The sequence below is a fragment of the Nitratireductor sp. StC3 genome, assembly GCF_003015025.1.
Lineage (GTDB): Bacteria > Pseudomonadota > Alphaproteobacteria > Rhizobiales > Rhizobiaceae > Mangrovimarina > Mangrovimarina alexandrii.
This window is the reverse complement of sequence record NZ_PYBP01000014.1, coordinates 22,084-39,072: the sequence shown is the minus strand read 5'-3', so window position 1 is coordinate 39,072 and position 16,989 is coordinate 22,084. Positions and strand designations below refer to the sequence as shown.

At 66.0% G+C, this 16,989-nt stretch carries 19 protein-coding genes; 11 read left to right on the top strand and 8 right to left on the bottom strand.

Annotated features, from left to right (window positions below; translation table 11 throughout):
• Positions 1-8 precede the first annotated feature (8 nt).
• The 3 genes from pstB to phoB are packed head-to-tail and all read left to right on the top strand — an operon-like array spanning position 9 to position 2,286.
• A complete protein-coding gene (gene pstB, locus C7T96_RS21380; RefSeq protein ID WP_106573288.1) occupies positions 9-824 on the top strand; it encodes a phosphate ABC transporter ATP-binding protein PstB in 816 nt (271 codons plus the stop codon).
• Between the two features lie 40 nt (positions 825-864).
• Positions 865-1,578: a phosphate signaling complex protein PhoU gene (gene phoU / locus C7T96_RS21375; protein ID WP_106573287.1), complete on the top strand. Its 714-nt coding sequence runs from the start codon at positions 865-867 to the stop codon at positions 1,576-1,578.
• An 18-nt stretch (positions 1,579-1,596) separates the two neighbouring features.
• Positions 1,597-2,286, top strand: coding sequence for a phosphate regulon transcriptional regulator PhoB (phoB, locus tag C7T96_RS21370; protein WP_106573286.1), 690 nt, complete (start codon positions 1,597-1,599; stop codon positions 2,284-2,286).
• A 15-nt stretch (positions 2,287-2,301) separates the two neighbouring features.
• On the opposite strand, the gene C7T96_RS21365 is transcribed toward phoB, so the two are convergent.
• Genes C7T96_RS21365 through C7T96_RS21355 form a run of 3 tightly spaced genes read right to left on the bottom strand, consistent with a single transcriptional unit; the run spans position 2,302 to position 6,712 of the window.
• Entirely contained in the window at positions 2,302-4,032 is a 1,731-nt protein-coding gene (locus C7T96_RS21365; protein ID WP_106573285.1) for a VCBS repeat-containing protein, read from the bottom strand.
• Entirely contained in the window at positions 4,029-5,468 is a 1,440-nt protein-coding gene (locus tag C7T96_RS21360) for a di-heme oxidoredictase family protein (RefSeq protein WP_106573284.1), read from the bottom strand. Before C7T96_RS21360 ends, C7T96_RS21365 begins: the two co-directional genes overlap by 4 nt.
• Positions 5,465-6,712, bottom strand: coding sequence for an ROK family transcriptional regulator (locus tag C7T96_RS21355; RefSeq protein WP_106573283.1), 1,248 nt, complete (start codon positions 6,710-6,712; stop codon positions 5,465-5,467). Before C7T96_RS21355 ends, C7T96_RS21360 begins: the two co-directional genes overlap by 4 nt.
• Positions 6,713-6,917: 205 nt before the next feature.
• On the opposite strand from C7T96_RS21355, the gene xylF reads away from it, so the two are divergent.
• The 3 genes from xylF (at position 6,918) to C7T96_RS21340 (ending at position 10,230) form a co-directional block, all read left to right on the top strand.
• Positions 6,918-7,958, top strand: coding sequence for a D-xylose ABC transporter substrate-binding protein (gene xylF, locus C7T96_RS21350; protein WP_106573282.1), 1,041 nt, complete (start codon positions 6,918-6,920; stop codon positions 7,956-7,958).
• A 163-nt stretch (positions 7,959-8,121) separates the two neighbouring features.
• Positions 8,122-9,432 (top strand): sugar ABC transporter permease, encoded by a 1,311-nt coding sequence (locus tag C7T96_RS21345; RefSeq protein WP_106573281.1) that lies wholly within the window; start codon positions 8,122-8,124, stop codon positions 9,430-9,432.
• 9 nt (positions 9,433-9,441) lie between these two features.
• On the top strand, positions 9,442-10,230 hold the full coding sequence (locus C7T96_RS21340) for an ATP-binding cassette domain-containing protein (protein WP_106573280.1): 789 nt from the start codon (positions 9,442-9,444) through the stop codon (positions 10,228-10,230).
• Positions 10,231-10,378: 148 nt separating this feature from the next.
• On the opposite strand, the gene C7T96_RS21335 is transcribed toward C7T96_RS21340, so the two are convergent.
• Together C7T96_RS21335 and C7T96_RS21330 are read right to left on the bottom strand one after the other, a co-directional pair.
• Positions 10,379-10,645, bottom strand: coding sequence for a YtxH domain-containing protein (locus C7T96_RS21335; protein ID WP_106573279.1), 267 nt, complete (start codon positions 10,643-10,645; stop codon positions 10,379-10,381).
• Positions 10,646-10,720: 75 nt separating this feature from the next.
• The gene (locus C7T96_RS21330; protein ID WP_199190537.1) at positions 10,721-11,053 is read right to left on the bottom strand and encodes a hypothetical protein; all 333 of its coding nucleotides are present in this window, start codon (positions 11,051-11,053) and stop codon (positions 10,721-10,723) included.
• A 260-nt stretch (positions 11,054-11,313) separates the two neighbouring features.
• Between C7T96_RS21330 and C7T96_RS21325 the strand changes: the two genes are divergently transcribed.
• The 3 genes from C7T96_RS21325 to C7T96_RS21315 all read left to right on the top strand — a co-directional run bounded on the left by C7T96_RS21325 (position 11,314) and on the right by C7T96_RS21315 (position 12,458).
• Positions 11,314-11,655 carry a DUF883 family protein gene (locus tag C7T96_RS21325; protein ID WP_106573278.1) on the top strand — a complete coding sequence of 114 codons (342 nt, stop codon included), beginning with the start codon at positions 11,314-11,316 and terminating at the stop codon, positions 11,653-11,655.
• 17 nt (positions 11,656-11,672) lie between these two features.
• Entirely contained in the window at positions 11,673-12,134 is a 462-nt protein-coding gene (locus C7T96_RS21320; RefSeq protein WP_106573277.1) for a hypothetical protein, read from the top strand.
• Between the two features lie 138 nt (positions 12,135-12,272).
• Complete coding sequence (locus C7T96_RS21315; RefSeq protein ID WP_106573276.1) at positions 12,273-12,458, top strand: hypothetical protein; 186 nt, start codon at positions 12,273-12,275, stop codon at positions 12,456-12,458.
• A gap of 44 nt (positions 12,459-12,502) precedes the next feature.
• On the opposite strand, the gene C7T96_RS21310 is transcribed toward C7T96_RS21315, so the two are convergent.
• Positions 12,503-13,411, bottom strand: coding sequence for a diacylglycerol kinase family protein (locus tag C7T96_RS21310; RefSeq protein WP_106573275.1), 909 nt, complete (start codon positions 13,409-13,411; stop codon positions 12,503-12,505).
• Between the two features lie 244 nt (positions 13,412-13,655).
• Here C7T96_RS21310 and C7T96_RS21305 point away from each other — a divergent pair, with 244 nt between their 5' ends.
• Positions 13,656-13,961: a GNAT family N-acetyltransferase gene (locus C7T96_RS21305; protein ID WP_106573274.1), complete on the top strand. Its 306-nt coding sequence runs from the start codon at positions 13,656-13,658 to the stop codon at positions 13,959-13,961.
• Complete coding sequence (locus C7T96_RS21300; RefSeq protein WP_106573273.1) at positions 13,961-14,263, top strand: GNAT family N-acetyltransferase; 303 nt, start codon at positions 13,961-13,963, stop codon at positions 14,261-14,263. Before C7T96_RS21305 ends, C7T96_RS21300 begins: the two co-directional genes overlap by 1 nt.
• 33 nt (positions 14,264-14,296) lie before the next feature.
• On the opposite strand, the gene C7T96_RS21295 is transcribed toward C7T96_RS21300, so the two are convergent.
• Both C7T96_RS21295 and ugpC read right to left on the bottom strand, forming a co-directional pair.
• On the bottom strand, positions 14,297-15,811 hold the full coding sequence (locus C7T96_RS21295) for a malonyl-CoA synthase (protein WP_106573272.1): 1,515 nt from the start codon (positions 15,809-15,811) through the stop codon (positions 14,297-14,299).
• Positions 15,812-15,887: 76 nt separating this feature from the next.
• On the bottom strand, positions 15,888-16,985 hold the full coding sequence (gene ugpC, locus C7T96_RS21290; protein WP_106573271.1) for a sn-glycerol-3-phosphate ABC transporter ATP-binding protein UgpC: 1,098 nt from the start codon (positions 16,983-16,985) through the stop codon (positions 15,888-15,890).
• Positions 16,986-16,989 lie beyond the last annotated feature (4 nt).

Genomic DNA, 16,989 nt, shown 5'->3' with positions numbered 1-16,989 from the left:
TGAGGACGATGAACATGCTGACCGAAGCCGGTGTTGAACAGCAACTCGCCGACCAGGGGAACACCCCGGCCATCAAGATGCGTGGCAAGGGCGTGACCGTTCATTACGGCGACAAGCAGGCCCTTTTCGGGGTCGATCTCGATGTGCCCGAAAAGCAGGTGACGGCGTTGATCGGCCCGTCCGGCTGCGGCAAGTCCACCTTCCTGCGCTGTCTCAACCGCATGAACGACACGATCCCGATCTGCCGCGTCGGCGGCGATATCACACTGGACGGCGAAGACATCTACGACCCCAAGATCGACGTCGTCGAACTGCGTGCGCGCGTCGGCATGGTATTCCAGAAGCCGAACCCGTTCCCCAAGTCGATCTACGAGAACATCGCCTATGGTCCGCGCATTCACGGCCTGACCAAAAACAAGGCCGAGCTCGATGCGGTGGTGGAATCGAGCCTGCGCAAGGCCGCCTTGTGGGACGAGGTCAAAGACAGGCTGCAGGAGCCGGGCACCGGGCTTTCCGGCGGCCAACAGCAGCGCCTGTGCATTGCGCGGGCGATCGCCGTGTCGCCGGAAGTCATCTTGATGGACGAGCCGTGCTCGGCGCTGGATCCGATCGCCACGGCCAAGGTCGAGGAGCTGATCGACGAGCTCAGGCAGAACTACACGATCGTGATCGTGACCCACTCCATGCAGCAGGCCGCCCGCGTTTCGCAGCGCACGGCGATGTTCCATCTCGGCTATCTGGTCGAGGAAGGGGCCACCGACAAGATGTTCACGAATCCCGACGACAAGCGCACGCAGGACTACATCACCGGCCGGTTCGGCTGACCGGGCGTTTGCGCGTTTTTTCGAATGCAAGGATGAACCGATGGGCGAACATATCGTCACTTCTTTCGGCGAGGAGTTGGAAGGCGTCGACCGCCTGATCCGCGAGATGGGCGATTTGGCGGGGACGATGGTCGCCGACGCCACGCGGGCGCTGTTGTCGTCGGACAATCCACTGGCGCAGCGCGTCGTGTCTGACGATGCGATCATGGATGCCAAGCAGCGCGAGCTCGATGACCGGGCGATCACGCTGATTGCCCGGCGCCAGCCGATGGCGCAGGACCTGCGCGCGGTGATCGGCGCGATCCGCATGGCGGGCGATCTGGAACGGATCGGCGACCTTGCCAAAAACATCGCCAAGCGTGTCGGCGCCGTCGGCCAGACGACCACGCCCAAAAGCCTGTCGCAGTCGATCGAATCGATGGCGGAGATGGTGCATGCCCAAGCCTCCGGCATCGTCGACCGCTATGTCGCGCGCGATGCCGCGGCGCTCAAGTCGCTTCGTGCCGGCGACGAGAAGATCGACATCAAATACACCGCCATCTTCCGCGAATTGCTGACCTATATGATGGAAGACCCGCGCAACATCACCGCCTGCACGCATCTGTTGTTCTGTGCCAAGAACCTCGAGCGCATCGGCGATCACGCGACCAATATCGCCGAGAACGCCTATTATGTGATGACCGGCGAACAACTCCCCATCAACCGGCCGAAGCTCGACGAAACAGCCGTTTCGAGCGCGGCGTCCGAAGCTTGACGGAGTGCCGACTTGGCTATGAATGCGGCAAAGATCATGGTCGTGGAGGACGAGGAGCCGCTTTGCGTGCTGCTCAAGTACAACCTCGAGGCCGAGGGCTATCAGGTCGAGGTCATCACGCGCGGCGACGAGGCCGAAATCCGCCTGCAGGAAAGCGTGCCCGACCTTCTGGTGCTCGACTGGATGATCCCGGCCGTGTCTGGGATCGAATTGTGCCGGCGGCTGCGCATGCGACCCGAGACCGAGCGCCTGCCGGTGATCATGCTGACGGCGCGCGGCGAGGAGAGCGACCGCGTGCGCGGCCTGTCGACCGGTGCCGACGACTATCTGGTCAAGCCGTTCTCGACGCCGGAGTTCATCGCGCGCGTGCGCGCGCTGCTGCGACGCGCCAAGCCGGAGGTGTTGTCGAGCGTCTTGAAGGTCGGCGACATCGTGCTCGACCGCGAGGCGCACCGCGTCTATCGCGGCAAGAGCGAGATCCGGCTCGGCCCTACGGAGTTCCGGCTTTTGGAATTCCTGATGCAGCATCCAGGCCGCGTGTTCTCGCGCAGCCAGTTGCTCGACAATGTGTGGGGCGAGACGATCTATATCGACGAGCGCACCGTCGACGTGCATGTCGGTCGGTTGCGCAAGGCGGTCAATGTCGGCCGGCTTCCCGATGTCATCCGCACCATTCGCGGGGCGGGCTACGCGATCAAGGATGGTTAGCGCCGGGCGGCGGTGTCACCGCGCGCTGCCGGCCTTCCAGCTGTCGCCGTCCTTGCGCCGAGCCGTGTCGGCGTGCGGTGCCTCGGGCGGATACCAGTAGCGCGCCGCGTCGGCCTCGCGCGCAATCAGCACGAAATTGTTGGCGAACACCCGGTAGGGCGCGCTCCATTCGCCGTCCGGCCACTTGATGCGCACCTGGGCCCGTTCGGCGGTGCCCAGCCCGACATGGACGAAGCCGGCATGGCCGGAGGCGTGGCCGCCGCCGACTTGTACCGTGCGACTATAGGTGTTGTTGCCGGCCTTGACTGAAATGAGCGCGCCGACGGCGTGGCGGTTGGGGGCCGGCTGGCTGAGCTCCACGGCCAGGAAATTGCCCATCGGCCTTGTGCCGAACGCCGTCCTGGCGCCGCGATTGCGGAACAGCGACAGGTTCTGCTCGCGGTTGACGACGGCCAAGTCCAGCATGCCGTCTGCGTTGAAATCGGTCACGACCGCGCCGCGCCCCTTGGTCGGCCGGTCGATGCCGGCCAGGTGGCCGGCCTCCACGAAGGTGCCGTCCCATTGGCCCAATAGCAAATTGTCGGGATCGACCGCGGCGAAGTCGGGCATGCGCTCGACATTGCCCTTGGCGATAAAGAGGTCGAGCAGGCCGTCATTGTTGAGATCGGCGAATTCGGAATGCCAGCCGGTGGACGGTTTCAAATCGTCGCTGGCGTAGGGGCGGTGGGCGGTCGCGCCCTTTTCGAAGGCGATGTCGACATAGGCGGGCTCGTCCTCGTCTGCCTCTTCGGAGAGCTTTTGCAGCTTGGTGTCGCCCATCGAGGTCAGCGCGTATTCGGGGAAGCCGTCGCCGTCGAGGTCGCCCTCGGCGATGCCCATGCCCCAGATCGTCAGGTGCTGCCAGCCTTCCGATTTGCGATAGGCGCGCGGCGGTCGGTCGGGCTCGACGCGCCAGAGCTGTTCCTGGCCGCCGCGATAATAATGCCGGTCATTGGTGATGCGCAGCGCCGGCGTTCCCGAGCGGTTCCAGTCGGTGAACAGCATCGACAGCGCGCAATAGCCGGGCCTGAGCGCGCTGGCGGCGGCATAGTCGGGCCGGGGGCCGGCGCCGGGCCGGTGGAGCCGGTTGTCGTGGCAGGTGCCCCAGGGCGATCCGGGCGCGTTGCGGTCGACATAATTGCCGAAGGCGAGCGTGGGAAAACGCCGGCCCTCCTCCCAGCTCGCCGCGAAGGCCGTCGTCCAGGCCCGCCCGCCGTCGAAGGTGAAGGCGCGATTGGCCTTTTCGAAGGCGCAGTCCGGTCGGCCCTTCAGGATCAGGTTTTCGCCGAGCCGCAGGACGACGAGGTCCTGGTGGCCGTCATCGTCGATATCGAGCGGATAGGCGCCGAGTACCTTGTCGAGGTCGTCCGGATCGAGGCCGAGCGGGGTCTCGTCGAAACGCAGCGCGCCGCCGGCCGTGCTGCGGTTGCGGTAGAGCCGGGCCGGTTCGCGGCCGCCGGCCACGAACAAATCGGGCAGGCGGTCGCCATCGCAGTCGAGTGCCGCCGCGCCGCCGCCGACGAAGAATTCCCAGGGGCCGCGATAGGCGTGGACGAGCCCCGCCGCGCGCGCCTGCTCCTCCATTACCGGAACATCGCCAGACGGATCGGGCAGGGCCTCGTCGGCGTAAAGCGGCGTCGACAAAAGCGCCGCGGCGATCGCGGCCCGGCGCGCGAGACGCAGAATGGGGTGCGACCGGGCGGTCATGGCGTGACCCGCGCCGGCTCGATCACCAGGGTCTTCAAAAAGGCGATCAGGGCGCTGCGCTCGGTTTCGCCAAGCGCGAGGTAATTGTCGCGCGCCGCGCGCGCGTCGCCGCCATGGGCGCGGATCACGACATCGAGCGAGGGCAGGTCGTTGCGATGGCCGTAGGGATCGGTCGAGCCGACGCCCCATAATTCGGCCGTCATGAAGACGTTGCGTTCCACGAAACGCTGGGCGAGCAGCTCGTTGCCGAGCACGGCGACCTGGCGGTCGGCGATCCGATGGCGCTTCAGGTCGCCGAACAGCGGGACCATGATCTCGCCCTTGTCGTTGCGCGGCAGGCGTTTGGTCCATTCGAGCAGGGCAAGGTCGTAGATCGCGCCTTTCTCGACATCGCCGGTGCGCAGCGTGCCGGCCATGTCGTCGGGGCCGGGATCGGCGAAATCGAGCGAGGCCAGCGGCAGGAACGGCTTGTGGCAGGTCTCGCAGCCGATGGCGGCGAAAGTCGTTTCGCCGCGGGCGGCGGCCGCGCGCCAGGCGGCCTCTTCGGGCACGGCGCGCACCGGTGCCGGCAGGCCGGCCTGCCAGGCGACGAGCGCGGACACGTCGCCGACGCTGATCTCGTCGTCATGACCGTCGCCGTCATGGTCGCGCTCGCCGGTCCAGCGCGTGCCGAAACGCTCTTGCGGCTGCATGCCGTGATGATGGTTGAGCGCGTTGACGGTGAACTGGCGCAGCGACGTCATGACGCCCTTCTGGCTGAACGGCCTGACCGTCAGATCGGCGTCGACGCCCTCGATGCCCGTCAGGTCGAGCATGCCGTCGGGATGCGCGGTGATCGTGCCGTAATCGATGCCCTTGGCGGCAAGCGCGCGGGTCGCCGGCGCGCCGGTCGCACGCGCCTCGGCGAGAGCGTCCCCGCGGATCGCCTTCAGTTCGGCGGTGATCTCGCGCGCCAGGAGCTCGATCAGCCCGGCGCCGAACAGGTGATTGGTGCCGCGCTCGTTGGAAAACTGCGGATCGGTGGAATCGAAATCGAAACTCTCGAACCCTTCCGAGACGAACACGTTGGTGACGAAATCGCCGGCGCCGCCCGTAACCGGCTGGTTGTGGCAAGACGAACAGGCATTGGAATCCATGCCCGACGTCCGGCTGAACGCGGTTTCGGGCGGCCGCTTGCGCTTGGTGGGAATGATGGCCTGGGTGGCGAGCGGGCGGCCGACGCCGTCGAGTGCGGTGAAGCGTCCGGTGAAGAGATGCGCGCCCGCCGCGCGCAGGCGGGCAAGCGCGTCGTGCTCGAGCCGCCCGGCAAGTGACGCCTGCTCGACGTGACGGGTGACGACGCGCTCGGCCCAGGGTTCCGTCCCGGTCGCCGGGCGTGCGGCAAGAAGGCCGGCGAGGGCGGCAAAGATGAGGCGCGTGAGGCCGCCGCGTGTCATGCGACCGCCCGCCCGACGCCGGCCGCGGGCGAAGCCGCGCCGCGCGCGAAGATTTCCCGGTCGACGAAGGCCAGCGCACGCATGGCGCAGCCGGCGCGGATCAATGGCATTTCGTCGGGGTCGGTGTAGAAGCTCGGAATGGAGTGGTGCTGGCCGCCGGCCGTCTTGGCCAGCGCCTCCAGCATCGGCGTGCGGATCAGGTCGAAGGCCAGCGCGCCCTGACCGACGATTGCCACCGGTGCTGGGTCGAGGATGGCGAACAGGCTGCCGAGGCCGAAGCCGATCGCCCGGCCGGCCGCATCGAAGGCGCGGCGCTCCGGTCCGTCGGTGGCGCGCGCGGCGGCCGCCAGCGCGGCCATGTCGGCGTCGGCGATATCGGCGGCCGGCGGCGTGTCGTCGCCCAGACCGCGGGCCGCGCGCCAGATGGCGTAGTTGCCGGCATAGGCCTCGATGCATCCGCGTCGCCCGCACCGGCACAGCGCTCCGTCGGGGACATGGTTCATATGACCGAATTCGCCGCCCGAGGACTTGGTGCCGATAAACAGTTCGCCGCGTACCATCATTCCCATGCCGAGGCCGTGCGACAGCAGGATGGCGATGAAATTGTCGCCATAGTGCCCGGGATCCTTCGCCTTGAGCGCGACGGCGATCATGTTGCAGTCGTTTTCCACGGTGACGGGAATGCCGAATGCGTTCTCGAGCGCGTCGCCGAGCGGGATGTCGATCTCGCGCGTGATCGGCGACCACAGCAGCGTGCGTGCGCCGGCATCGGTGATGCCCTGGAAGGCGACGGCGATCCGCGGCACGTGCATGTCGCGATAGGTGGCCTCGTCGACCAGCGTGCCGACCATGGCGCGCACGCTGGCGACGATCTCCTCGCCCGACATCGCCAGCGTGTCGAGCCGCGCCTGTTCGCTGACGATGACGTCGCCGGCATAGTCGATCAGGGCGGCTGACAGCGCGTTGAGTGACAAGACGACGGCGATCACGGCCGCCGCGTCGGGGTTGAGGCCGAGGGCGACCTGGGGACGGCCCCGCCGCGTGGCTGTCGCGTCGCCGTCGCGAAGCTTGCACAGGATGCCGTCCGACAACAGGTCGGAGGTGATGGCGGAGACGGTGGACGGGCTCAGGCCGGTGCGGGCGGTGATCTCGGTGCGCGAAAGCTTTTCGCTGCGCCGGAGCACCGAGAGCACCAGGCGCCGGTTCTGCCGGCGTACATCGTCCGAACGTGCGATCGCCGTCATGCGGCGTCTTCCTCCCTTGGGCGTCCCGACAGCTTTGCAGGAAATCCATGTTGCATTGCAACACGTTAGGGCGCCCGAAAATCATCTTGACACAGCTTTCCGGGTGAGTCACTATTTTTTTCGAGTCTCGAATTAATAGAGGTGGCGGCCGGGCCGCTCGCACCGTTCCGGCCAATAACGTGCACGATGCACCCGGGAGGAAAACATGAACAGACTGGCTCTGGCGCTGAGCTGCGCCGCCTTCGCCCTGCCGATTTCCGGCGCGGCCTTGGCCAAGGACAAGACCATCGGCGTGTCCTGGTCGAACTTTCAGGAAGAACGCTGGAAAACCGACGAAGCGGCCATGAAGGCGGCGATCGAGGCCGCCGGCGACACCTATATCTCGGCCGACGCGCAATCGTCTGCCGCCAAGCAGCTGACCGATGTCGAGGCGCTGATCGCGCAGGGCGCCAACGCGCTGATCATCTTGGCGCAGGACGCCTCAGCCATCGGCCCGGCGGTCGAAAAGGCGGTCGCGGAAGGCATCCCGGTAGTGGGTTATGATCGCCTGATCGAAAATCCGGAGGCCTTTTACCTGACCTTCGACAACAAGGAAGTCGGCCGCATGCAGGCCCGCGCGGTCTTCGAAGTGAAGCCGGAAGGCAACTACGCCTTCATCAAGGGCTCGTCGGCCGACCCGAATGCGGATTTCCTGTTTTCCGGCCAGATGGAAGTGCTGAAAGAGGCGATTGATGCCGGCAAGATCAAGAATGTCGGCGAGGCCTATACGGATGGCTGGCTGCCGGCCAACGCGCAGAAGAACATGGAGCAGATCCTGACGGCCAACGACAACGCGGTCGACGCGGTCGTGGCTTCCAATGACGGGACGGCCGGCGGTGTCGTCGCCGCGCTCGATGCGCAGGGGCTGGCCGGTTCGGTACCCGTTTCCGGCCAGGACGGCGACCATGCCGCTCTGAACCGCGTGGCCCTGGGCACGCAGACCGTTTCGGTTTGGAAGGATGCGCGCGAACTCGGCAAGGCTGCGGCCGAAATCGCCTCGATGATGGCGGAAGGCACGGCGATGGCCGACATTCCCGACGCGCAAAAATGGTCCGGCGGACCGAACGGCGTGGAGATGAACGCCGTCTTCCTGGCGCCGATCCCGATCACCAGAGACAATCTCGACGTCGTCATCGACGCGGGCTGGGTGGAAAAGGACGTGGTCTGCCAGGGCGTTCCCGCCGGCCAGCTCGAGGTCTGCGGCTGATACGCCGGCTGGCTTGCGTGCCGCGATGCGAGGGGCATCGCGGCACGCCTCGAAGCAGGGCGGGATCGACCGTAGCGGTTCAATCCGATCCGGCTTTGCTCTAGTCTTCCCAACATAACGCCGCGCAGACGGTGACGGCCCCGAGGACAATGGGGAGGAAACGATGTCCGAAGCGACTTCGGCGGCATCGGCCGACCGAGCCCGCACGACCGAGGCCGGTCCCGTGGCCGGCTTCTTGAAGGCGACCGAACTCGATACGCGCATGCTCGGCATGATCGGTGCGCTGGTGCTGATCTGGGTCGGTTTCCATTTCCTGTCGGGCGGCCTGTTCCTGACGCCGCGCAATCTTTGGAACCTGTCGGTGCAATCTTCGTCGATCGCGGTCATGGCGACCGGGATGGTGCTGGTGATCGTCACCCGCAATATCGACCTTTCGGTCGGTTCGATCCTGGGCTTCGTCGGCATGGTGATGGGCGTCGTGCAGGCGGAGCTGCTGCCGCAAAGCCTCGATTTCGGCAATCCCTGGATCTGGGTGATCGCGCTCACGGTGGGCATCGGCGTCGGCGCGCTGATCGGCGGCCTGCAGGGCTTCGTCATCGCCTATCTGGGCGTGCCCGCCTTCATCGTCACGCTCGGCGGTCTGCTTGTCTGGCGCGGCGCGGCCTGGTGGGTCACGAGCGGGCGCACCGTTGCGCCGATGGATGCAACGTTCCGGCTGATGGGCGGCGGTCCGGCCGGTTCGATCGGCGCGACATGGAGCTGGATCATCGGACTTGCCGGTTGTGTTGCGCTGATGCTGGTGCTGGTCAACGGCCGTATCCAGCGCAAACGCTTCGCGTTTCCGCTGCGTCCGGTCTGGGCCGAAATCTTTCTCGGCGCCGTCGGCGCGGCGCTGATCCTCGGCGCCGTCTGGGTGGTCAATTCCTATCCCTGGCCGATCGGCATCGTGCGCCGGCATTTCGAGGGCCAGGGCCTGCCGGTGCCCGAAGACGTGTTCATAGCCCACGGGATCGCGATTCCGGTGCTGATCGCGCTCGGCGCCGGCGTGGTGATGACCTTCGTCGCCACGCGGACCCGCTTCGGCCGCTACGTTTTCGCGATCGGCGGCAATCCCGAGGCCGCCGAGCTGGCCGGCATCAACACGCGTTGGGTGGTGATGAAGATCTTTATGCTGATGGGCGCGCTGGCCGCGATCGGATCGGCGATCTCGACCGCGCGCCTCAATGCCGCCACCAACGCCCAGGGCACGCTCGACGAACTTCTGGTGATCGCTGCCGCGGTGATCGGCGGGACGTCGCTCGCCGGCGGCGCCGGTACCGTGGCCGGCGCCATGCTGGGCGCCGTTTTGATGCAGTCGCTCCAGTCCGGCATGGTGCTGCTCGGCGTCGACACGCCGTTGCAAAACATCGTGGTCGGGCTCGTGCTGGTGGTGGCGGTATGGCTCGATACGCTTTATCGGCGCCGGGTTCAGTAGGAGGGGACGATGAGCGCAACGCAAACCCCGCTGGTCGAACTGACCAATATTTCGATCGCCTTCGGCGGCATCCGCGCCGTGGACGACGCGTCCGTCGATCTGCATCGGGGCGAGGTGATGGCGCTGCTCGGCCACAATGGCGCGGGCAAGTCTACGCTGATCAAGATTCTGTCGGGGGCCTATAAGCGCGACGCCGGCGAGATCCGCGTCGACGGCAAGCCGGTGGCGATCAACAACCCGCGCGACGCAAAGCATTACGGTATCGAAACGATCTACCAGACGCTGGCGCTTGCCGACAATGTCGACGCCGCCGCCAACCTGTTCCTCGGCCGCGAACGCCTGACGCCCTGGGGCACGCTCGACGACGTCGCCATGGAGGCGGAGGCGCGCAAGGTGATGGGACGGCTCAATCCGCGTTTCGAACGTTTCAAGGATCCGGTCAAGGCGCTTTCGGGCGGTCAACGCCAGTCGGTGGCGATCGCGCGGGCGATCCTGTTCAACGCGCGCATCCTGATCATGGACGAGCCGACGGCAGCACTCGGCCCGCAGGAAACGGCCCAGGTCGCCGACCTGGTCAAGCAGCTCAAATCCGAGGGGATCGGCATCTTTCTGATCAGCCACGACATCCACGACGTGTTCGACCTCGCCGACCGGGTATGCGTGATGAAGAACGGGCAGGTGGTGGGGACGGCCAGCACGGACGACGTCACCAAGGACGAGGTGCTGGGCATGATCATTCTGGGAAAATGCCCGGCCGGCGCCACGCCGGGACCCGGCGCGCTGAGCGCGGTGGCCTGAACCGGGCGGACAGCGGCAGACCACGACCTCGCACACCGGTTGTTAAAATCGAGGCCCGACCACGTTCCACTTCTCCGCGGTCGGGCTTCGTCTTTTTTATTCCTATACGAACCCGGCGATCGTCTGTCGGGTCATGCATGCAGAAATGTTAGTAGTACCCGGCGGGACAAACGTCGGTGTAGCGTTTGAGGGTGCGCGGATCGCGATATACACACATCCCTTTGCGGGTCGCTCGCCCTAAAAGCACACCGGTTGCAGCACCGGCGACACCGCCGATGACCGCGCCTGACGCCGTGCCCGTGGCCAGCCCGCCGATCGCGGCACCGGCAGCGCCGCCCAGCGCCGCGTCGCGCTCGCTGGTGGTGCAGCCGGCTAGTGCCACCACCGCCGCCGCGACTAGCAAGAATTTCTTCATTCCATTCTCTCCATTCTACGCTGATGTCCCTTCGGATCCTCGCCCTTGCATCAGTGTGATGCCAACGTGATAGCTTCAGAAATCCTGCGTGATTGCAAGCCCCTCGCTCGCGCGATGGGTATTGAACGCCGTCAGGACGTCGGTTTGCTCCAGCGCGGCTTCGAGACGGCCGTCGGCATCGACATGCCAGACCAGCTCGGCGTCATCGTAAACCAGGGCAGGATCGACATTGACGCATGTCGCCACGATCCGGGGCGTTTCCTGATTGCCCTTTTCGGGGACTTCGCGCAAGGCGTCACGGCATTCCTCCCGCGTTTCGAAAATCGGGACGTCGACTGGAATCTCGCGGCAATCGCCGAGGTTACCGGAACATCCGATAACGAGAAGTAAGGCGGCAATGTGTTCCATGGCGCGTTCCTTTCGTGCCTGGAAAACGATGTTAGCGCCCTTCGGTTCCGCCCTATGTCAAATAGCGCACTCACGCCGGCACAATATGACGGCCCGTTCGGGCCGCATGACGCGGGCGCGCGTCGATCGGGCATGGGGATAAGATTGCGGCTGGACTCGGTCGATGAAACCCATTTTCATGGCTGAGACGATTTTCGGGAACGACCGTCGGCTGTATGCGTTCGGTCCAGGCCACGCATGAACCAGACAGGGAGACAGACATGAACGCTGCACGGACCGCAAGCGCCAAATCGGCGGCCGCCGGCAAGACCGACGCACAGGCGGAATTCGAGGCGCAGATCGAGGCGTTGAAAGAGGAATTGGCGGCCGTCAAGGCGCAACTCGCGGGTTCGGGCGAACGTTCGGCGAAAGCGGCGCGCAAGGCGGCGGCCAGCGGGCGCGACCATCTGCGCGAGCAGGGCGAGGCCGCACTCGACGATTTGCGCGCCAGTGCCAGGGATATCGAAACCCAACTGGTGGACAATGTGCGTCGCAAGCCGGTCACCTCGCTGGCGATCGCCGCCGGTGTCGGGTTCCTGTTTGCCCTGATCGCGCGGCGCTGAGGCTCGGGCTGCACCCCATGCTCAAATCGGCCATCGAAATGCTCGCCGGTCTCGATGCCAAGCGGGCGGCGCGGCGGTTCCGTCGGGCCTTGATCGATTTTGCGCTTGCCGGTGCGGCGCTGCTGCTCGGCCTGGGCTTTTTGCTCGCCGCCGCCTTCATCTTCGTGTCCGAACGTTACGGGGCGCTCTACACCACGGCCGGCTTCGGCGTCGGTTTCATCGTGCTCGCCGGCCTGATTCTGATCGTGCACCGCATGATCGTCGGCCTGCAGATGCGCCGCCGCGCGGAGGAAAAACGAGCCGAGCAGATCAAGTCCTTCGCCATGACGGCGGCGCTTGCGGCGCTGCCGTCGATCATCCGTTCGCGCAGTCTTGTCGGGCAGGTCGCCATTCCGCTTGCCGCGATCGCGGCCTATGCGATCTATCGCGAAAATGTCGATGACGATGACGACGAGCCGTTTTCCGACGACGAGATTTAGAGGTTCGGTGAGACCGTCCTGACCCGTCTTGGAACGATGCCGCGCCCGAACCGTTTCTAGGATCGGGAGCGAAGTCGTGGCGTGCCGCGGCGATCGCTGCCGCCCACGAAAGGTTCCAGGAGGACAAAGACAGGACCCATGCCAACTCCGCTTGATCCAGAAAACGCCCGTCAAGGCCGTCGCGGCCTTCGCGTGCTGATCGTTCTAATCGTCGCTCTGATCCTTGCCAGCGTGGCCTGGGTCGGCGTGGAGTGGTGGGGCGAGGCCTACGATGCCGACACCGGTGATGCCGACACCGGCGCGCGGGTCGAACATGTCGGCTGAGCCTTGAGCGATCCGCCCGCGATTGATGCGCGCGGCTGCGTTTGCTAGCGGTCGTTGTCGGCGGGAACCACGACGCGCAACGCTTTCGGGTGAATGCGCAGCCTGGTTTCGTTGCTGGCGGGAACCAGTTCGCCGTCGATCACGCAGGTCTGGTTGCGGCGCCGCGAGCGGACGCGCAGCACAACCTCTTCCGACTGGTGGATGTCGACGGTTTCGATCTCCTTCCAGCGACCGAGCATCATGGCGACGAACAGAAGGGCGATCTCCAGACGCCGCGCGGTGCGGAAAATATAGATGCCAAGCAGCCCGCCATCCGGCTTTTCGGCGATCGGCAACGGACCGTCCCCGAACAGGTTGTTGGAAATGCCGATGCCCGGCGTTCTGGCGCGGACCACCGTCTCACCCATGACCAGTTCGGCCTCGATGGTCGAGGGTTTGGCGAGGGCGGCGAATGCCGCGCGCAGCGAGGCGAGCATCTTTCCCAGTCGCGAGGCATATTCCAAGCGCGAACGCATCAACACCATGCGCGCATGCAGACCGACCGAGAACTGGTGCACGAACGGTCGGCCGTCGGCGGTGGCGATATCGACGTCGCGCGCGACGCCTTTTGCCAGCGCGTCGACGGCCTTGTGCAGGTCCATCGGCAGGCCGAGCGCGCGGGCGAAGAGATTCATCGTTCCGGCCGGCAACACCAGCAGCGTCTTGCCAGAGCCCATCAGCGCCGCGGCCGCGGCCGAGATCGTGCCATCCCCGCCGCCTGCCAGCACAGCGTCATGATCCGGGCTCCCGGCGGCCGCCTCGAGTTCGCGGCCGACTTCCTCGCCCTCGATGTAGCCCAGCTCGATCGTGTGCCCGCCCACCCGCATCGCCTCGCGCAAATGCGCTTCCAGGGCGTCGAGGTCGGTGGTGCGGAGCGTGCCGCCGCCGCGATTCAAGAGGGCGATTATGCGCATGATCTTCCGATGCCGGTAGAACCAGAGAAGAGAACGGCAAACGCATGTCAAGGCGATTCGATCCGTTTCGACGTTCCGATCCGCTCTGTCGGCCGGTTGCGGATCAACCGGTCGGAAAGCCGTTTGCAGACGGCCCGCGGTGATGCCACCATGTATCGCCGCGAGGACGGATACGATCCATCCTTCGCAGTTCGAGATCAGAAAGCCTGTTGATCAGCCCGTTCGTTGCCAGGGAGCCCCGTTCATGACCGAGCCGTCGCAAGACATCGAACTCCAGGAGACGGACTCGAAAGGACGCTATGTTCTGCGCGGTGAGAGCGGGGACGAGGCGGAACTGACCTTTTCCAAGATCGGAACACGCCAGATCATCATCGATCATACCGGCGTTCCCGACAGTTTTCGCGGCCAGGGCGTGGGCGCGCGGCTCGTTGCGCGGGCGGTCGAGGACGCGCGCGCCGCAGGCAAGACGGTCATTCCGTTGTGCCCGTTCGCGGCCTCGCAGTTCCGCCGGCATCCCGAATGGGCGGATGTTTTGAAAAAGGCGACGTGATGGACCATACCCAACTGCCCATCCACGCGGCGGAAACGCAGGCCGGCGGGCACTATGTCGTCGCCATGCCCAATGGCGAGGATTCGCGCCTGACCTGGCGTCATCTCGGCGAGGGAGTGATCGAGGCCGACCACACGTTCGTCCCGGTTCCCTATCGCGCGCAGGGCATCGCCGAGGCGCTGGTCGAACGGCTGGTCGCCGACGCGCGGGCGGCGGGCAGGACGATCGTGCCGCGCTGCTGGTTCGTTGCCGACGAATTCAAGCGCCATCATCCCGACTGGGACGACGTGCTGGCCCGGTGACGCAGACGCAGGGCGGGCGGTTTCGGACCCGGATCAGGCCGCGAAAATCGTCGCGTAACGCTCGCGCAGCACGTTCTTTTGAACCTTGCCCATGGTGTTGCGCGGCAGGTCGTCGACGACGACGATCCGGCGCGGCTTCTTGAAGCGCGCCAGCCTGTCGCCCAGGCCGTCAAGCAGGGCCTGCGCGTCGACGGCGGTACCCGGCTTGGCGGTGACGACACCGACGACACCCTCGCCGAGATCGGGATGCGGCACGCCGATCACGGCCGATTCGGCCACGGCCTCCTGTTCGTCGAGTGCAAGCTCGATCTCCTTGGGATAGATGTTGTAGCCGCCGGAGATGATCAGGTCCTTGGCGCGCCCGACAATGGTGACGTAGCCGTCGGCGTCGATCGTGCCGAGATCGCCGGTGATGAAGAAACCGTCGGCGCGGAACTCCGCGCGGGTTTTTTCCGGCATGTTCCAATAGCCCTTGAAGACGTTGGGCCCGTGCACCTCGATGACGCCGATCTCGCCTTGCGCCAGCGCCTTGCTGGTTTCCGGATCGCAGATGCGCAGTCGCGTGCCGGGCAGGGGAAAGCCGACCGTGCCGGCGCGGCGCTCGCCCTCATACGGGTTGGAGGTGCCCATATTGATTTCGGTCATGCCGTAGCGTTCGAGGATGCGCTTGCCGGTGCGGGCCTCGAAGGCGGTGTGGGTTTCGGCGAGGAGTGGCGCGCTGCCGGAGATGAACAGCCGCATATGGGCGACCAGATCCCGCGTCAACCGCGGATCGGCGAGCAGGCGGGTGTAGAATGTCGGCACGCCCATCATCGCCGTCGCTTGCGGCAGGCCGGCGATCAGGTCGTCGACGTCGAGCCGGGGCAAAAAGATCATCGCGCCGCCCGAAAGAAGCATGACGTTGGTGGCGACGAACAGGCCGTGCGTGTGAAAGATCGGCAAAGCGTGCAACAGCACGTCGTCGGCCGAAAAGCGCCAATAGTCGACCAGCACCCGCGCATTGGACAGCAAATTGTCCTGGGTCAGCATCGCGCCCTTGGAGCGACCGGTGGTGCCTGACGTATAGAGAAAGGCGGCCAGATCGTCGGGCTCGCGCCCCGCCGGCTCGAAGCGCTCGGGCTTGCCGTCGGCGGCGGCCACGAAACTGCCTCCGCCATCGGCGTCGAGCGTCGCCAGTGCCGCGCCGGCGGCCTCCGCGACCGGCGCCAGCGTTGCCGCAGCCGCCGGGTCGCAGATCAGGAGCCTTGCCTGCGCGTCGGTGACGAAATACTCCACCTCGGCCGCCGTGTAGGCGGTGTTGAGCGGCAGAAACACCGCGCCGGAAGCCACGCAGGCGGCATAGATCGCGAGCGCCTGCGGCGATTTCGCCACCTGCAGCGCGACGCGGTCGCCGACCTCGACGCCGGCTGCGCGCAGCGCATGGGCGAAGCGGGCCGTCATCGCCAGAAAATCGCCGTAGCTCAGCCGCTCTCCGGTCTTGAGGATCAGGAACGGCCGGTCGCTGCCCTCATGCGGGCGAAAGAGGGCATCGTAGAGTGGGTTGGGCATGGCGGTCTCGAAACGGAAGGAGTCTGACGGATCCTTCCGTTTCCTACCGCATGTGCGCCGCTTCCGCGACCCCCAATCAGCGCGCGCGGATTTTGGGCTTGGCGGTGTCGGTGCCGATCGGCGCGCGCCAGTCGTCCAGCCGCCGGCCGTCGGCGTCGAAGGCATGCAGCCGTTCGGACGGCACCGCGATGCCGACCCTGTCGCCCTCGCGATGCGGCGCCCGCCCGTCGATGCGCACCACAACGCGTTCGGCGCCGACCTTGCCGTGCAAAAAGCTTTCGGAGCCGACCGGCTCGACGGCATCGACGATAAAGCGCAACGACAGGCCGTCGCCGTCCTCATTGTCGTTGGCGACCTCGATAACGTCCTGCGGCCTGAAGCCGATCGTGGCCACCGCCGCGTCGCGCAGGCCCAGCCGGCCGTCGTCGCCGAGGGCCGAGAAGGGGATGAGGTTCATGGCCGGCGCGCCGATGAAGCTTGCCACGAACGTGCTTGCCGGTCGTTCGTAGACGTCGAGCGGCGCGCCGATCTGCTCGACCTTGCCGGCGTTCATGACCACCAGCTTGTCGGCCAGCGTCATGGCCTCGAGCTGGTCGTGGGTCACGTAGACCGAGGTGATGCCGAGCGAGCGTTGCAGGTGCTTGATCTCCACGCGCATATGGCTGCGCAGCTTGGCGTCGAGATTGGACAGCGGCTCGTCGAACAGGAAGGCGGCCGGGTTGCGCACGATCGCCCGGCCCATGGCCACGCGTTGGCGCTGTCCGCCCGACAGTTCGCGCGGCTTGCGCTCCAGAAGCGGGCCCAGTTCGAGCGTGGTCGCGGCTTCGCGCACGCGCCTGTCGATCTCGTCCCTGGCGATGCCGCGGTTGCGCAGGCCGTAGGCCATGTTGTCGTAGACCTTCATATGCGGATAGAGCGCATAGTTCTGGAACACCATGGCGATGTCGCGCTCGGCCGGGTCGAGATCGTTGACGACGCGCTCGCCGATGGTGATCGCCCCTTCGGTAATCGCCTCGAGCCCGGCGATCATGCGCAAAAGCGTCGACTTTCCGCAGCCGGACGGACCGACGAGCACGAGGAATTCGCCGTCGTCGATGTCGATCGACACCGTGTCGACGGCACGCTGGGTGCCGGTATAGATCTTGGAAACCTGGTCGATATGCAGCCGGGCCATGAAT

Excerpts from the sequence above, each read along its gene's own strand:
- C7T96_RS21345 (WP_106573281.1), top strand. The coding sequence starts at position 8,122 with ATGTCCGAAGCGACTTCGGCGGCATCGGCCGACCGAGCCCGCACGACC.
- C7T96_RS21325 (WP_106573278.1), top strand. The coding sequence starts at position 11,314 with ATGAACGCTGCACGGACCGCAAGCGCCAAATCGGCGGCCGCCGGCAAG.
- C7T96_RS21335 (WP_106573279.1), bottom strand. The coding sequence starts at position 10,645 with ATGAAGAAATTCTTGCTAGTCGCGGCGGCGGTGGTGGCACTAGCCGGC.
- C7T96_RS21295 (WP_106573272.1), bottom strand. The coding sequence starts at position 15,811 with ATGCCCAACCCACTCTACGATGCCCTCTTTCGCCCGCATGAGGGCAGC.
- C7T96_RS21310 (WP_106573275.1), bottom strand. The coding sequence starts at position 13,411 with ATGCGCATAATCGCCCTCTTGAATCGCGGCGGCGGCACGCTCCGCACC.
- C7T96_RS21305 (WP_106573274.1), top strand. The coding sequence starts at position 13,656 with ATGACCGAGCCGTCGCAAGACATCGAACTCCAGGAGACGGACTCGAAA.
- ugpC (WP_106573271.1), bottom strand. The coding sequence starts at position 16,985 with ATGGCCCGGCTGCATATCGACCAGGTTTCCAAGATCTATACCGGCACC.
- C7T96_RS21300 (WP_106573273.1), top strand. The coding sequence starts at position 13,961 with ATGGACCATACCCAACTGCCCATCCACGCGGCGGAAACGCAGGCCGGC.
- C7T96_RS21330 (WP_199190537.1), bottom strand. The coding sequence starts at position 11,053 with ATGGAACACATTGCCGCCTTACTTCTCGTTATCGGATGTTCCGGTAAC.
- phoU (WP_106573287.1), top strand. The coding sequence starts at position 865 with ATGGGCGAACATATCGTCACTTCTTTCGGCGAGGAGTTGGAAGGCGTC.
- xylF (WP_106573282.1), top strand. The coding sequence starts at position 6,918 with ATGAACAGACTGGCTCTGGCGCTGAGCTGCGCCGCCTTCGCCCTGCCG.
- phoB (WP_106573286.1), top strand. The coding sequence starts at position 1,597 with ATGAATGCGGCAAAGATCATGGTCGTGGAGGACGAGGAGCCGCTTTGC.
- C7T96_RS21365 (WP_106573285.1), bottom strand. The coding sequence starts at position 4,032 with ATGACCGCCCGGTCGCACCCCATTCTGCGTCTCGCGCGCCGGGCCGCG.
- C7T96_RS21360 (WP_106573284.1), bottom strand. The coding sequence starts at position 5,468 with ATGACACGCGGCGGCCTCACGCGCCTCATCTTTGCCGCCCTCGCCGGC.
- pstB (WP_106573288.1), top strand. The coding sequence starts at position 9 with ATGAACATGCTGACCGAAGCCGGTGTTGAACAGCAACTCGCCGACCAG.
- C7T96_RS21340 (WP_106573280.1), top strand. The coding sequence starts at position 9,442 with ATGAGCGCAACGCAAACCCCGCTGGTCGAACTGACCAATATTTCGATC.
- C7T96_RS21315 (WP_106573276.1), top strand. The coding sequence starts at position 12,273 with ATGCCAACTCCGCTTGATCCAGAAAACGCCCGTCAAGGCCGTCGCGGC.
- C7T96_RS21320 (WP_106573277.1), top strand. The coding sequence starts at position 11,673 with ATGCTCAAATCGGCCATCGAAATGCTCGCCGGTCTCGATGCCAAGCGG.
- C7T96_RS21355 (WP_106573283.1), bottom strand. The coding sequence starts at position 6,712 with ATGACGGCGATCGCACGTTCGGACGATGTACGCCGGCAGAACCGGCGC.